This window comes from Eisenbergiella massiliensis, from assembly GCF_003435485.1.
Window position 1 is genome coordinate 414,264 of record NZ_QVLV01000003.1, and the last position, 15,199, is coordinate 429,462.

Annotated in this window: 9 protein-coding genes; 6 read left to right on the forward strand and 3 right to left on the reverse strand. The window is 49.0% G+C overall.

The annotated features are described in order from the left end of the window. Positions 1–242: 242 nt before the first annotated feature. A complete protein-coding gene (locus tag DXC51_RS06970) occupies positions 243–2,708 on the reverse strand; it encodes a glycoside hydrolase family 2 TIM barrel-domain containing protein (RefSeq protein WP_117544157.1) in 2,466 nt (821 codons plus the stop codon). 319 nt (positions 2,709–3,027) lie between these two features. On the opposite strand from DXC51_RS06970, the gene DXC51_RS06975 reads away from it, so the two are divergent. Then, complete coding sequence (locus DXC51_RS06975; RefSeq protein ID WP_117544132.1) at positions 3,028–4,107, forward strand: helix-turn-helix domain-containing protein; 1,080 nt, start codon at positions 3,028–3,030, stop codon at positions 4,105–4,107. Positions 4,108–4,189: 82 nt separating this feature from the next. On the opposite strand, the gene DXC51_RS06980 is transcribed toward DXC51_RS06975, so the two are convergent. Together DXC51_RS06980 and DXC51_RS06985 are read right to left on the reverse strand one after the other, a co-directional pair. Beyond that, positions 4,190–5,557, reverse strand: a complete 1,368-nt coding sequence (locus DXC51_RS06980) for an MFS transporter (RefSeq protein ID WP_117544133.1) — start codon at positions 5,555–5,557, stop codon at positions 4,190–4,192. Positions 5,558–5,942: 385 nt separating this feature from the next. Continuing rightward, positions 5,943–8,024 carry a beta-glucosidase gene (locus DXC51_RS06985; protein ID WP_021637363.1) on the reverse strand — a complete coding sequence of 694 codons (2,082 nt, stop codon included), beginning with the start codon at positions 8,022–8,024 and terminating at the stop codon, positions 5,943–5,945. Between the two features lie 616 nt (positions 8,025–8,640). Between DXC51_RS06985 and DXC51_RS06990 the strand changes: the two genes are divergently transcribed. The 5 genes from DXC51_RS06990 (at position 8,641) to DXC51_RS07010 (ending at position 15,118) form a co-directional block, all read left to right on the forward strand. Further along, positions 8,641–9,615 carry a LacI family DNA-binding transcriptional regulator gene (locus tag DXC51_RS06990; protein ID WP_117544134.1) on the forward strand — a complete coding sequence of 325 codons (975 nt, stop codon included), beginning with the start codon at positions 8,641–8,643 and terminating at the stop codon, positions 9,613–9,615. A gap of 242 nt (positions 9,616–9,857) precedes the next feature. Next, complete coding sequence (locus DXC51_RS06995) at positions 9,858–10,793, forward strand: ABC transporter permease (RefSeq protein ID WP_025488691.1); 936 nt, start codon at positions 9,858–9,860, stop codon at positions 10,791–10,793. A 17-nt stretch (positions 10,794–10,810) separates the two neighbouring features. Further along, the gene (locus DXC51_RS07000; RefSeq protein WP_081745276.1) at positions 10,811–11,743 is read left to right on the forward strand and encodes a carbohydrate ABC transporter permease; all 933 of its coding nucleotides are present in this window, start codon (positions 10,811–10,813) and stop codon (positions 11,741–11,743) included. Between the two features lie 85 nt (positions 11,744–11,828). Beyond that, entirely contained in the window at positions 11,829–13,640 is a 1,812-nt protein-coding gene (locus tag DXC51_RS07005) for an extracellular solute-binding protein (RefSeq protein WP_117531764.1), read from the forward strand. Positions 13,641–13,714: 74 nt separating this feature from the next. Then, entirely contained in the window at positions 13,715–15,118 is a 1,404-nt protein-coding gene (locus DXC51_RS07010; protein ID WP_117544135.1) for a glycoside hydrolase family 32 protein, read from the forward strand. The last annotated feature ends 81 nt before the right edge of the window (positions 15,119–15,199 follow it).

The following is a 15,199-nucleotide window of genomic DNA, read 5'->3' on the forward strand; positions in this document are numbered from 1 at the left end:
CAGTCCCCGGTTGCGAATGCCTGAAAACAGGGAAAAACAGGGGGCACGTATAATTGCCTGCGGCTATGGATCAAAAAAGCCTCCGGACAGAGTTCCCATTCAGATTTCTGTCTGAAAGCCTTTTTCAGCAATATGTTTTAGCCAGGAATAATTTTTCAAACACGCTCCAGGAAGGGAACGCCCCTTTTATGTTCCGCAGTGAAAGAAACGTCCTTTCCTTATGATGGATATTGCAGCCGGACTCAGTCCGCCTCCAGCCGTACCTCAGCTCTCTCACACCCTTGTGCATTCAATATGACTGTAATACTCCCTTTTTCACCCGTCCCCCTGACCGCAGCCCTGAGTCTGCCTTCAAAAGGCAGGGCCGATGTGTCAAAATAATTTTCTTCCGATTCCGGATCCGCGCTTCCGAAGCCCAAAATGGTTCCGGGGCCTTCCACGGATATGCTTACCCTTTCTCCTGCCTCCGGATTCAGCCTGCCTTCCTCATCCGTCATGCTGATTTCCACATAGGCAATATCGCTGCCGTCCGCAGGAATCCGCAGGGTATCCGCGGCAGCCATAATCCGGACCGCACTGCCTGCCGTTTCGATGCGGTCTCTGCCAGTCTCTTTTCCATCCTTATATACCACGGTCTCCAGAACACCAGGCGTATATACCGTCTCAAACATCACCCTGGCCTTCTTTTCCAGTCCCACCTCCCTGCGCTCCAGCAATGCGCCGTTCACATACAAGGCGGCTTCCTCCGCATCCGTGTAGACCTCAACGGTAACGGGTTTTCCTTCGCAGCCAGACCAGTTCCAGCTGCGCACCGCATCGGTCATGCTCCAGCTGGTCATGTGATGCTCTGTATCATGATATTTTGGCGGCTGCACGGCCAGATAGGGCGCGCTTCCAAGGCCCCAGATAATCTCCCGCCAATAGGAAACCGGACGCCTGTCCCCAAGCAGGTTCATATCGCCGCAGTATGCCGCTTTACAGGGATAGGGCGCATAAAAACTCATGCCAGGATTTTTATCATAGGTAATCTTGCCGATTCCCGCTTCCCCCAGATAGTCCCAGGCAGTCCAGGAGAAATCGCCGATTACATAAGGAAGCTTTTCCACCAGCTCCCAGTTCACATCCAAATCCTGGGGGAAGGTTTCGGAGCCTGCAATAATACGGTTGGGATAAAGCTGTCCATCCTGTTCATAACGGAAGGCCGCATAATTGTAGCCCGCGATATCCACCTGGGCAAAGGCCTCTTCCGTAGCTTTTCCTGCGATCTCGCTTGCTACCAGCCGGTTCATCATATCGCCCATGCTGCTCATGGCGCTGTTGATTTCCGACTGTGCCCCGCCGGTTCCGGCCATTTCCTGCGCGCTCTGTGAGGTGTCTGCCATGATTTCCCCGATCCGATCCATAATGCTCAGCATCAGGTTTACGCTGTTGGCCACATAACGGCTGTCATCCATGCTGCGGATTTTGTCCGCCAGCTTTTTACCCCAGGCCGCATCAAAACGGTTGCCTGTTTCCGGGATTTCATTTCCAATGGAGTACATGATAACGCAGGGATGGTTGTAATCCTTGTTTACCAGATTGGTTACATCATGCTCCCACCATTCCGCCATATGCATCCCGTAATCAAAATCCACCTTCGTGGTAGTCCACACATCTGAAAACTCATCCATTACCAGCATCCCGTATCTGTCGCAGGCATCCAGAAGCTTTCTGTTCATGGGATAATGAGAGCTACGGATGGCGTTGTAACCTGCCTCCTTCAACTTTTTCACGCGGAATTCCTCCGCATGGGCAAAAACAGCGGAGCCAATTACGCCATTGTCATGATGGATACAGCCGCCCCGGAGCTTTACTGTCTTTCCATTGATCCGCAGGCCATGGGCCGTATCCAGCTGCAGCTTCCTTATACCAAAGCTGCCGCATTCCTCATCCAGCATGTTTTCCCCTTCCATTATGCAGATACGGTAGCTGTAGAGATAAGGCGCATCCACATTCCAGAGGGACGGGTTTTTTACATAAAGCTTCTGGCGGTATGTATTTTTTGTGTGCTCCTGCACAGTTACCGGCATGGAATCCTGCGCGGCAACATTTCCCTCCCTGTCCAGCAGCTGCACAAGCACGTTAACCGCTCTTGTCCCGCAGCCCGTATATTCCAGCACCGCTTCCGAGCGCACCACCGCCAGGCCTTCCTCCAAATCCACACAGGCCAGATGGATGCCGTCCGGCGCAAGATGGAGACGGTCTGCAATCATCAGCTTCACATCCCGGTAAATGCCGCCGCCCGTATACCAACGTCCGCTCGGCACGCCGTTTTTCACAATTACCTTAATCTGATTCTTCTCTCCGAATTTAACATATCTTGTGGCATCAATATAAAAATTACCATAGCCGTACGGGCACTTCCCCGCATAGGAATTATTGATGTAAACAAAAGCATTCTGATAAACGCCTTCAAACTCCAGCCAGATATTTTTATCCTTATCCTCTTCCTTCAGGACAAATTCCTTTGTGTAATTACAGTTCTCCTCCACAAAAAACCCGTTTCCGCTGCCGTTTTCCTCCTGGCTGTCGCGGGGCTTTCCCACAGAGGCATCATGGGGAAGCGTCACCGGCTTTCCCGTATCCTGTCCGCCGCCCATCAGGGACTGCAAGGCGCCTCCGCCGCCTTCGTGGTACACCCAGTTTCCATTAAAACTGATTTTCTTCATTTCCTTTTCCTCCTCCCTTTCATTGTCCATGCAGCATACTGCATGCTGCCTTTTTGGGCCGCCCTCCCGGCTTTGGGCAGACAGCACCGGCAGCCTTGTCTGAACTGTAATGCAGCCTTTCCTTTCCGGTATTTTCCCTGTTTCTTCTTTTTGTGTGTTCGTGTATACTGAATATAGCAGAAAAACATGGCTATCCGTTCCGCAGATACCGTTTTTCTCTCGTGCAGTTATTAGTATAAAAATTTTATGGCGCGGCGGCAATGTCCGGAACCGAATCTCCCGCGCCAAACTGTAACCAAAACCAACTTCGGGGTGAATTATGGAATCTGATTTGACGCAATTAAAAGGAAAAAATCTGGAGGCGCTGCTCAAAGACGTCCCCTCCAATCTTGTAATCCGGAATCCGGACAGCAATATCCTGCAGCTTTATGAGCTGAACACGCCGTTTATGATCATGTTGGAAACCTGCCATGAGCAGAAGGACTTTATTTCCATGTACCAGATCACGCACGAATGCTGCTATTCAACGCATTTTCCCTTTACCGGAAACAGAAGCCTTCTGAAAAGGCCGCTGCATCAGCACTCCTGCTTTGAAATCATATATGTCCTTTCCGGCAGCGTGACCAACCATGTGGAGAACCAGACATTTACCTATGGTCCGGGGCAGTGCTGTGTCATGAATAAAAATATAAAACACTGTGAGGATTTTTCCGGAGATTTCCAGGTGGTATTTTTCATGTTCCAGGATGTCTTTCTGGAACAGCTGATAACGGAATATGGAGAAGAAGCGCTTACGGCAGATTCTTTATCAGAGGTCAATCCCATCTATCAGCTTTATCTGGACAGCAGGAATAAAAACAGGCAGTTTGACAAGGTGTATCTGGATTATCTTCCGGTCATCCCTGTAGAAAACGTCCTTGACAGGCTCAACCCGCTGTTTAATTTTCTGGTGACGGAATTACAGAAAACGGACCCTGGCTCCTTCTTTTTCCTGAAAGGAACCTTTGCCCGTTTTCTCCAGCTTCTGCATACGCCCTCCCTGTACTGCATGGCCCGGGTGCAGTCCGATTCCAGCAGCCAGGAATATATTTTTTCAAAGGTCACCCATATCATGGAGGCAAGCCATGGCAGGAGCACCCGGGAATATCTGGAGAAGCAGCTTCATTATAACGGTGAGTATTTAAACCGTATTGTAAAAAAATATACCGGAAAAACCATTCTGGAATTCGGGCAGGGAATTTATCTGCAGGAGGCGAAAAGATTGCTTTTGGACACGGATATGAGCATTTCGGAAATCATTGCAGAACTGGGCTTTTCCAACCGCAGCCATTTTTACCGTGTTTTTCAGAAGGCCTTCGGGGAAACGCCGCTGGATTACCGGCGGAGACATGAGGCCTGAAACATAAAAAAGCCAGGGACCGGGATGGCCTCTGGCTTTTTATGTATCATCACAGCAGGATGATATAACAAGATTAAAAATATCAGGCTTTATGCGCTGCATCCCAGTCGGCATTGGCTTTTTCCACCTTCAGCTGAGACAGCAGGATTATCATGATTACCACCATAATCAAAGGGAACCACAGGTACAGGAAATTAAGCATATTGATGCAGGACTGGGGCTGTACCGCCGCATTTGCCACGTAGCCGCCGGCCGCAAGAAGCCATCCTGCCAGGGCTGTCCCGATGCCGCTGCCGATCTTGATTCCCAGGGAAGAGCAGGAAAACATGGTGCCGTCCACACGTTTTTCCCTGGTGCGGTAGGTGTAGTCGGAAGCCGCTGCAATCAGCGCGTTCAGGTCTCCCGTTACGGGGCTGGTTCCCAGGCCTGCAAGTACGGAAGCGCCCAGCATCAGCGGAACGTTCCCCATATAACCGGCTGCGATAAACAGGATTCGGAACAGAAATGCAAAGCAGTAGCCGTACAGATTTACCTTGTACATCCCCTTCATTTTTTTCACCAGGGCCGGCGTGAAGGCAAGGCCGATAATCATGGGGAACATGCTTGCCATGGAGAAAGTTCCCAGCAGCGCGGGATTTCCCAGGATATAGGTCATGTAATAAATGCCAACGCCCGTAATTCCGGTCTGCATGTAGATAAAAACGTAAATAAGGGCGATGATGATATAATATTTATTGGCAAGCAGCAGCTTGATGGCTTCCAGCAGTGAAAGCTTCTCCGCAGGCGCATTTTCCGTCTGCTTCCCGTCTTCCGCTTCTTCCTCCGGAAGCTCTTTTACGGACAGCACGGAAATGGTATTCACAATCAGGCCGATGATGGCATAAACAATGGCGACATTTCTCCAGCCGGCAGCGCCGCCGCCCATGGAAGCTACGGCATTTACCGTAATGGAAGCCACCACCAGGTTCGTAGCCAGGGAAAACATGAAACGGATGGATCCCATCTGTACACGTTCATTTCCATTTTTAGTGATCAGGGAGGTAAGGGATGCGTAAGCGATGTTGTTCGCCGTATAGAAAACAGCGTTCAGCAACGTATAGGTGATAAAGAAGTACGCATATTTCGCAGTGTCTCCCATACTTTTGGGAATGGCAAAAATGGCAATCAGCATAACCGCATTTCCCAGATAGGACCAGAGCATCCAGGGACGCGCCTTGCCCATTTTGGAATGTGTTTTGTCGATCAGGGTTCCGAAGAATACATCCGTCACACCGTCCGCAAACTTGGAGAACATCATCAGAGTTCCCACAATTCCGGCGTTCAGTCCCACTGTATCCGTCAGATAAATCAGTACAAAGCTGGTGAGCAGGCCATAAACCATATTGGCTGCCAGGTCACCGGAACCGTAACCTACCTTGTTGTACCATTTTAAATACTTTTTCTCTTCCATTACTGACTCCTTTCATTTGCGCGGAATCAGCCATGTTTTGAGCCGCCCGTTCAGGGAGCGGGCGTTTACTCTTTACTCTTCTGCTAATATGTGCACGAACACGATGAGTTGATTATATATTTCGCTTTCTTATTTGTCAATAATTCTCTCATTTTTTTCTTATTTTTGTACACATTACACATATTGGAAGGAAAAATTTCTCTGTATTTACCGTGAGTTTTTTTGTCGGACGGATGTAAGGCATATGAAAACAGAAACACATTTTGTAATTGTTCAGCAGGTCAGCACATCTACTGTATTGACTATAAGAAAGTGATTCAGGAGTACCAAAAAGAAGGCGGCTGTCTGCCAGCACGCCTTCTTTTTTGTTCCGGGCTTTAATTATTTATAAAACGATGGATGTCTTAACCAAATCCTCTGAAGCGCTGCTTGAGCCTACATAGACAGAGTGTTCCACATGTTCAAGCTGCCATTCGCGGTAAACCGGATTGTACCATTTCAGTTTTTCAAGAGGGGTGGAAACCGTTACCTTCTTTTCCTCTCCCGCCTTCAGGCTGATGCGCTGAAAACCGCGCAGCTGTTTTACAGGGCGGTCAACTGCGGAATTTTCAAAGCCCACATAGAGCTGTACTACCTCGTCACCGTCCATTTTTCCGGTATTTTTCACGTTGGCCGTCACCACCAGATTGTCGCCCTCCACCTTTGCTTCGGGCGCCGTAATTTCAAAGGTTGTGTAGCTTAAGCCAAAGCCATAGGGAACCAGGGGCTTCACGCCGTTCTTTTCCAGCCGGGTATAGCCATGGTAATATTCATAATACTGATCGGTCGCTTCCCAGTCCACATGGGGAAGATCCTCCTCCGATACGGGAACCACATAAGGCAGCTTGCCGGAAGGATTCACATCGCCGTAAATAATTTCCGCAATGGCGGTGCCGCCCTCCATGCCGGGATAATAAGCCATCATTACGGCATTCACACAATCGTACCATTCTGTCATCATGATCATGTTGCCGCCGATTAAAACCACTGTAGATTTCTCATTCACAGGCCCAACCTGCTTAAGAAGCTCCGCCTCATCCTCATGCAGGCCCAGACCCTTCTTGCGGTCGCCGCCCATGGAGCCTATGTAATTGCTGCTTTCATTTTCAGAAATGAACTCGCCTTCATCGTCATAGTTATAGCCCACTACAAAAACAACCGCATCCGCTTCCTTCGCAAGCGCCTTTGCACTCTCCAGATCCGAACCGTCATTGTAGATTACTTCACAGTCTTCATTAGCTTTTTTCAGCCCTTCCTCCGGCGTTACCACATAGGGAGGACGCACCCAGCTGGAACCGTGATCGCCGATAACCGCGGTATTTGCCAGCTTTCCAATCAGGGCGATTTTCTTTGTTTCACTTTTTTTCAGAGGAAGCACGTTATTGTTTTTAATCAGGGTGATTCCTTTTTCCGCTGCTTCCTTTGCCACTGCGATATGCTCCGGACAGCCCACTACGGACATATCGTATTCCTTATGTTCTTTATCAAAAGCGATGATTGTGCGCACGATACGCAGCGCCGCTTCGTTAATATCCTCCTCGGACACAAAACCATCCTGCACCGCTTTTACCAGGCGGTCACCGAAAAACTGGGTCCACATCATTTCCATATCCTGTCCGCCCTGGGCAGCCTCCACGGTATCCCTGACGCCCCAGCAGAAGTCGGACATTACGAAGCCGTCAAAATCCCATTCTTTCTTCAGAACCTGACGGAGCAGATATTTATGATGGCCGCACTGTACGCCGTTGTAACGGTTGTAGGAACTCATGATGCTGGCCGCCCCGGCATCCACGCAGTCCTTGAAATGCGGAAGATAAACCTCCTGCTCGGTGCGCTGGTCGCAGGTTACGCTGCATTTGAACCGGGCATTTTCCATATTGTTGAAGGCATAGTGCTTCACACATGCCATAACGTCCTCATCCTGCACGCCTTTTACCAGCGCCGCTCCCATCCGTCCAATCTGATAGGTTTCCTCGCCGTAGGTTTCCTGGCTGCGTCCCCAGCCCGGATTATAGGGCATGTTAATGCAGACACCGGCAAACAGATTGCCTCCGAACGCCCTGGTCTCCCTGCCGATGCAGTGTCCCACCCGTTCCTCCAGCTCAGGATCAAAAGTAGCGCCTCTGGCCATGGACACCGGGAAGCAGGTGCTCTGCCAGTTACCGCATACAACACCCCTGGGCCCGTCCACAAAAAGCATGGGAGGAACCTTCTCCTCTTCCAGTCCGCCCGCTGCATAGGGCGTTACATTATAATGTTTGGAATCATCCTGCATGGCCTCCATCATCTGCGCCATGTCTTCCTGTCTCATCCTGGTAATGTCAATGTTGCCGCTCATCAGCCACACCTTCTGCTCCAGTGTCAGCCGATCCACAATTTTCTTTGCCTCTTCCGTGCAGGAAAGGCGGTATTCCTTCGTCGCTCTCATACATGAACCCCTTTCTGAATCAATTGCAAGTCCGTAACTATTCAGCCCTTTCACAGTTATTGCCAAAATCCATCCTAAAGCACCGGATTATGGTCAGCGCAGTCATCGCGCTGTCCCGCTGAAGCGTTACGTAATTCCATACACCTGCGCAGTCCTTCTCTTTGCCGTACAGGTATGTGCTCGTGAACATGTTTATTATAGATGATTTGTGCAGAAATGTCAATTCATATATAATCACAATTTCTTCAATACCTGAAAATGCATATTTTTAACACAAAAAGAATGTATATCTTTTAAATTTTATACATTTTACAAAAAACATGTCATCTGGCAGCATATATCTTATGTATATTTTATACATTCAGCAAGCACATCCGACAACATTTTACTCTTTCCGCTTATTTCCTGTCACAAAACTATCCCACATTCTTCTTCCGGTTATCAGATTCTCCTGCAGTCGTCCGGATGCCCGAATTGTTACACTTTCCCCTACCGCCTGCATACTGCACCAGCTTTGACAATTTGCAAATTTATGCTATGATAGTTTTATGGAACAATATGAAACATCCGGAATACACATTTTTTGTGAAACAATATAAAAACGGGGGAATACGATATGGCAAGCATGAGGGATGTAGCCCGGAAAGCCGGCGTGGGAGTGGGAACCGTGTCCCGGACTTTAAACAACAGCGGCTATGTGGCAGAAGAAACGAAGAAAAAAATATACGAAAGTATGGAAGAACTGAACTATAAGCCCGCCCCTGCTGTAAAAACACAGGCAGGCAGGAAAACCGGCTTCGTGGGCGTCATGGTCCCCAGCCTGGAACATCCTTTTTTTGCCAGGATAATGCGCTGTATCGAATACGAGCTGTCCCGGCACAATTACAAATGTATCGTCTGCAATACCATCGACATTGTAAACCGTCAGGTTGAATTTATGGAAATGTTGGAAGAGAATGTGGTGGACGGGCTCATCGCATGCGTCGATCCAATCCCAGGCTTTAACGGAAGAAACGGACAGGCAATCGTCAGCATGGATCGCTACTGGTCCGCAGATGTCCCACTGATCCGCTCGGATCACGAACAGGGAGGGCGGATTGCCGCGGAGGTATTTTTAAAGGGCGGCTGTCGGAAAATCATCCAGTTCTACGGCGGCTTTGATTGGGAAAAAAGCGCCAACATCCGCCACAAAGTAATGGAAATGGTACTCAGGGAAAACGGCTGTGAGGTTATTTCCGTAAATATGGAATGGGATGCTATGAGCTATTCCTACAACAAAAACATCATCCACAAATACTGGGACATCATCAAGGATACCGATGGATGTATGACAAATGACATCGGCGCCCTGAGCTGTCTGGCCGTAGCCAGGCAGATGGGGCTTGAGGTTCCCGGACAGTTCAAAATCATAGGCTATGATGGCACTGAAATCACCAATCTCACTTATCCGGAGCTGTCCGTTATCGAACAGGACTGCCCCGGCATCGCAAGGGAATGCGTAGATGCCGTGCTTTCTCTGATAGAAGGCAGGGACCCCGCCACCTGCCTCCGCCTGGTTCCCGTTCATTGGCGCGGACGTGGAACAACGTAATTGTTCCACACAAGCAAACAATTAAAAGACCATTTTGGCATCCTGTCAAAATGGTCTTTTTTTATATTTCTTTTTATCTCCCGCATTTTCTTTGTGATATATTCATAGTTAAAACGATTCATTTTTGTTGCTTTTATACGAAATGCTGACTTATTTTCAAAATATGGTTGACACGCCTATAAAAAGTGCTTATTATTCTAAACATGGAACCGTTCCATACGATTTGGTTAGGAGGATAAGCGATGAAAGTGGTGAACAAGAGTGGATTGTTTAAAACCAATGTTAAAAAGACATTAAAAGCATGGCAGCTGTATGTACTTCTCATACCCGCCCTGCTCTGGGCAGTCATTTTTGCCTATTACCCCATGTACGGGGTCGTCATTGCCTTTAAGGACTACAAAATCAGGGCAGGTATTCTCGGCAGCCCCTGGGCCGACCCCATACTTAAATACTTCCAGCAGTTTTTCAGTACAAGCATTGCTCTGAATGCTATCAAAAACACCATTGTTATCAGCCTGGAAAGCCTTGTTATCGCTTTCCCGATTCCGATTATCTTCGCACTGCTGCTGAATCAGATTCAGGGCAATCGGATTAAAAAGACAATTCAGACCATCAGCTATGCGCCCTACTTTATGTCAAACGTTGTAGTTGTGAGCATTATATCCGTCTTTTTTGCAGCAAACGGTGTTGTAAACAACCTGGTGACAAGCGCAGGCGGCAAAGAAACCCTGTTCACTTCTCTCCCGGAGTGGTTCCGTACCCTGTTTATCGGTTCCAACATCTGGCAGACCATGGGCTTTAACGCAGTTATCTTCATTGCGGCGCTGACCGCCATCAGCCCTGATTACTACGAGGCCGCCACAATAGACGGCGCTTCCAGATTCCAGCGGATTCTGTATATCGATATTCCCATGATTCTGCCCACAATCATCCTGATGCTCATCCTGCAAATCGGCAATATCATGAATGTCGGCTATGAGAAAGCATACCTGATGCAGAACGGCTCCAATACCATCGTAAGCGAGCTGATATCCACCTATGTTTACAAGGTCGGCCTGCAGACGGCGCAGTACAGCTTCGCTACGGCCGTCGGCCTATTTAATTCCGTTGTTAACTTCATCATACTTGTAACCGCGAACTTTATAGCGAAAAAAGTAAGCGATATCAGTATTTTCTAAGAATGGGAGGAACCAGGATGAATAAGCAGGCATCAAAAAAGGCCGCGAACCCGGCCATTCATAAAACCAAAATGAAATTATCCGTAGGGGACAGGATTTTCAATATCGTCAACGCTGTAATCATGATAATCATCTGTCTGGTGATAGTGTACCCCATTTACTACGTGGTAATCGCCTCCATCACGGACCCGGTTATCGTAAATTCCGGGAAACCGCTGTTTTATCCGGTAAAGCTTTATCTAAACGGCTATAAAACCACTTTAAGCTATACCCCCCTGTGGACAGCCTATAAAAATACAATTACATATACCGTTGTCGGCACCATTGTTTCGCTGTTTGCCACAATCCCTGCCGGCTATGCCTTATCCCGAAAGGATCTCCCGGGGAGACGCGGCCTGATTTTTCTGTTTACCTTTACCATGTTCTTCAGCGGAGGAATCATTCCCCTCTACCTGACCATCAGGAATCTGGGAATCTATAACTCCATTTGGGCGATGGTGCTGCCCGTTGCCGTTTCCGCCTATAACCTGATCGTCTGCCGTTCCTTCTTTGAGGCCGGCGTTCCGGATGAGCTGCTGGAGGCTTCCAAGGTAGACGGGTGCTCGGATTTCACCTTTTTCTTCAAGATTGCAATCCCGCTCTCTTCCACCATCATCGCAGTTATGTGTCTGTTCTATGCAACAGCGATGTGGAACCAGTTCTTTAACGCGCTGATGTATCTGCAGGATGACAACAAGATGCCGCTGCAGGTTGTTCTGAGAAACCTGGTCCTCATGAACCAGGCAAACCAGATGGGCTCCTCGGGAGACGCCATGGTTACCAAGCAGAAGCTGGCGGAACAGCTGAAATACTGTATCGTCGTCGTATCCGCAGCTCCGCTGCTGGTCGTATATCCATTCATCCAGAAGTATTTTGCAAAGGGCGTAACCATCGGCGCAGTCAAGGGGTAATCCCGGTTAATCATATCTTCCCAAAACCAGGAAGATATATTTAATACAACAGTTACCAATTTTTCAATATTAAGGAGGAAAATACATGAAAAAGAAAATTGTTTCTTTACTGCTCACACTGACTATGGCGGCCGGGCTGATTTCCGGCTGCGGCAGCAGCTCCTCATCAGGCACAGCCAGCACAGGCTCCGGAGGACAGACTGCTGAAAATATGGAAGAGGCTGTAGCAGCGGCTTCCTCAGCTGCGGACAGCGGCCTGACCAAGGAAGAACAGGAGGCTGTGGACGCTGGAATCCTGAACCTGGACGGCACGCTTCCTATCATCAAGGACCCGGCTGCCTTTGAGGAAAAATACGGCAAAATCTCCGCATTGATCGTAAATACGGCGGACAGAGTCGTACCGGTTGAGGATCTGGAAATGTGCAAGGTATGGTTTGAGGATACCGGTATTGAATTCGACTGGCAGGCGATTCCTTCCGAAGGTGCCCAGGAGAAAATAAATCTGATGCTTGCCTCCGGCGAAGAGCTTCCCGATGTATTCTGGAACTTCGGCGACGGAAAATCCGGCAATATCGTAGTTCAGTACGCAGATCAGGATATCTTCCTGCCGACGGAAGGGTTGATTAACGAATATATGCCCAACCTGAAAAAGATTCTGGATGACAGCGAAAATTACTGGTCCGAAATAACCGCTCCCGATGGCCATACCTACGGCTTCCCGTATATCGAGGAAATGTACGGTCTTGTCCTGACCGGCGGCCCCCTGCTGATTAACAAGACATGGCTGGATGAGGTAGGGAAGGAAGTTCCCACCACTGTTGACGAATGGGTTGACTGTCTGAAAGCTTTCCGCGATGGTGGAGATCTGAACGGAAACGGCGCTGCAGATGAAATTCCCATGGCTACCTGGTTCGGCGCTACCGACACCTTCGGTTCCTACAATATGTTCTACCGTTTTACCGGCGCTTTCGGATGCGCTGATTCCTACTGCGGCGGCAATGCCTATGCGGATCATTTAAGACTGATTGACGGCAAAGTAACTTTCACGGCCCAGGATGAAGCCTTCCGCAAAACCGCAGAATTTTTCAATATGCTTTATAACGAAGGCCTTATCTGGAACGGTTCCTTTGAAGCGGATGAAAGCGCTTCCTATAAATCCTCCCTGATTAAGGAAGATGTAGCCAGAATCGGATGCTTCGGCACCTGGACCGATCAGGAAATCACCAACCTGGATGTCCATGATGAATATGTTGCCATTCCCCGGCTGCAGGGTGAAGCAGGTATGACCGGTTTTGAAAATAACTATTCCGAGCTTCAGGATTCCTCCAATACCGCAATCACCACCACCTGCAAATTCCCTCATGTCATTGCCAAATTCGTGGATTATATGGTAGGTGATCCCGCCATATCCATCCAGTCCAACTGGGGTGCGGAAGGCTATAACTATGTAAAGGATGACAATGGTATTTTACGGACTCCGCTTGATGAGCAGGGAAGATATGTGGCTCAAACAGAATACACCAACTTCGGCGAAGCACGCGTTAACTCCACCACCTGCCGCGGTTCCATGATCGTTCTGGATGAGTACTATGAAACAGTTGCAGGCTATGCCTATGACGCCGTACAGCTTCTGGAAAACCAGAAAACCAACGGCAAGGAAGACATTATGGCGGAAAACGACACAATTCCCCGTGTTATGATGACCACCGATGAATTATCACGGCTCGCCCAGATTCAGCCCACCATCTCCGATATCGTTGACCGTTATATCAATCAGTGGGTAACAGGCGGCGTGACGGACGACAACTGGAACGCATACCTTGGAGAACTGCAGTCCGCAGGCGTTGAGGAGCTGGTTTCCATCTATCAGTCCGCAGTTGACAGAAGCAGTAAATAAGACGGACATTGTAAACCGTTTATACCATGCTTTACAATCGTCTGAAAATAAGAAAAAGGAGATAATCTGAACAGATGCAAACAAAAAACAAATATAAACCTGTAGTTCATTTTACACCTCCGGCAAACTGGATGAATGATCCCAACGGCATGGTATATGTAAACGGCCGATACCATCTGTTTTACCAGTATTATCCGGCGGCCCCCAACTGGGGGCCTATGCACTGGGGCCATGCGGTTTCTGAGGATCTGCTCCATTGGGAGCACCTTCCCGTTGCCCTCTACCCCGATGAACTCGGATGTATTTTTTCAGGCTCCTGCGTGCTTGACAGGGCGAATGTTTCCGGCCTGGGAAGTATTGAAAACCCACCTCTGATAGCAGTTTATACCAACCATCGCATTTCAGATCACCTGGAACAGCAAAGCATTGCCTACAGCCTTGACTATGAGCATTTTGAAAAATATTATGGAAATCCCGTAATTCCCAACAAGGGCAAACCGGACTTCCGCGATCCTAAGGTTTTCTTTAATCCGGTAAAAAACTGTTGCAGCCTGGTGCTTGCTGCCGGAAGCAGGGTGGAATTCTACAGTTCAGAAAATCTGAAGGACTGGAAAAAAACAGGGGATTTTGAAGCAGGCATCCATGGGCTTGGAGGCATCTGCGAATGCCCGGACTGCTTCCCTCTCATGACAGAGGAGGGCGAAAAATGGATTCTGATCATCAGTATGATACTGCCGCCTGAGCAGGCAGGCAAGGATAAGGACTGTTTCCACAGAATGTCCCATATCACCCAGTATTACGTGGGAACCTTTGATGGAAACACCTTCCATGACACGGAATGCTCCGCCCTTCCCCTTCTGCCGGATTACGGAACGGATAATTATGCGGCGGTTACCTTCCAGAACCTGGAGGAAAAGGTGATGCTGGGCTGGGCGGATAACTGGGATTACGCCGCCCAGACCCCCACCGATGCCGATGGCTTCCGGGGCCAGATGACTCTCGCCAGGCAGATGAAGCTTGTAAAGACAGCACAGGGCTACCGGCTTGCCTTTTCCTTCCCAGGACTGGATTCCCTGAAAGCCTCCGCCTTCCCGCTGTTTCCGGGAGACAACAGACTGCATACGCAGACCTTCGGCTTAAAGACCACCGTCAATGGCCCCGGAAAAATCACATTCCGAAACAGCACAGGGGAATCCGTGGAAATTGAAGTCACGGAGGAGGAAATCATCGTTGACAGACGCCACGGCGGGCAAACAGGCTTCCAGAAGGACTATGACAGCGACTGCTATGGCATAAACCGCGCCCCCAGGCTTTGTCAAAACACCTCCATCATGGAAATCGTCTTCGACAGATGTATCCTGGAGGTTCTTGCGGATGACGGAATGACTCCTTTTACCGTCAGCGTTTTTCCTGTACACCCCTATGAAAAGATATGTGTCACAGGAGAAATCAGCGCGGACTTTTACCAAATTCAATAATAACTATCATTCGTATCGCTTATCCCAAAGCCCCGGTACTGTTCACCCAGCCGGGGCTTTGGCCCGTTTAAAAATCCCGGT

What these genes read in the sequence shown, in the direction of transcription:
- DXC51_RS07000 (WP_081745276.1), top strand. Translation starts at nt 10,811, where the DNA reads ATGAATAAGCAGGCATCAAAAAAGGCCGCGAACCCGGCCATTCATAAA.
- DXC51_RS06990 (WP_117544134.1), top strand. Translation starts at nt 8,641, where the DNA reads ATGGCAAGCATGAGGGATGTAGCCCGGAAAGCCGGCGTGGGAGTGGGA.
- DXC51_RS06970 (WP_117544157.1), bottom strand. Translation starts at nt 2,708, where the DNA reads ATGAAGAAAATCAGTTTTAATGGAAACTGGGTGTACCACGAAGGCGGC.
- DXC51_RS06995 (WP_025488691.1), top strand. Translation starts at nt 9,858, where the DNA reads ATGAAAGTGGTGAACAAGAGTGGATTGTTTAAAACCAATGTTAAAAAG.
- DXC51_RS06980 (WP_117544133.1), bottom strand. Translation starts at nt 5,557, where the DNA reads ATGGAAGAGAAAAAGTATTTAAAATGGTACAACAAGGTAGGTTACGGT.
- DXC51_RS06985 (WP_021637363.1), bottom strand. Translation starts at nt 8,024, where the DNA reads ATGAGAGCGACGAAGGAATACCGCCTTTCCTGCACGGAAGAGGCAAAG.
- DXC51_RS06975 (WP_117544132.1), top strand. Translation starts at nt 3,028, where the DNA reads ATGGAATCTGATTTGACGCAATTAAAAGGAAAAAATCTGGAGGCGCTG.
- DXC51_RS07005 (WP_117531764.1), top strand. Translation starts at nt 11,829, where the DNA reads ATGAAAAAGAAAATTGTTTCTTTACTGCTCACACTGACTATGGCGGCC.
- DXC51_RS07010 (WP_117544135.1), top strand. Translation starts at nt 13,715, where the DNA reads ATGCAAACAAAAAACAAATATAAACCTGTAGTTCATTTTACACCTCCG.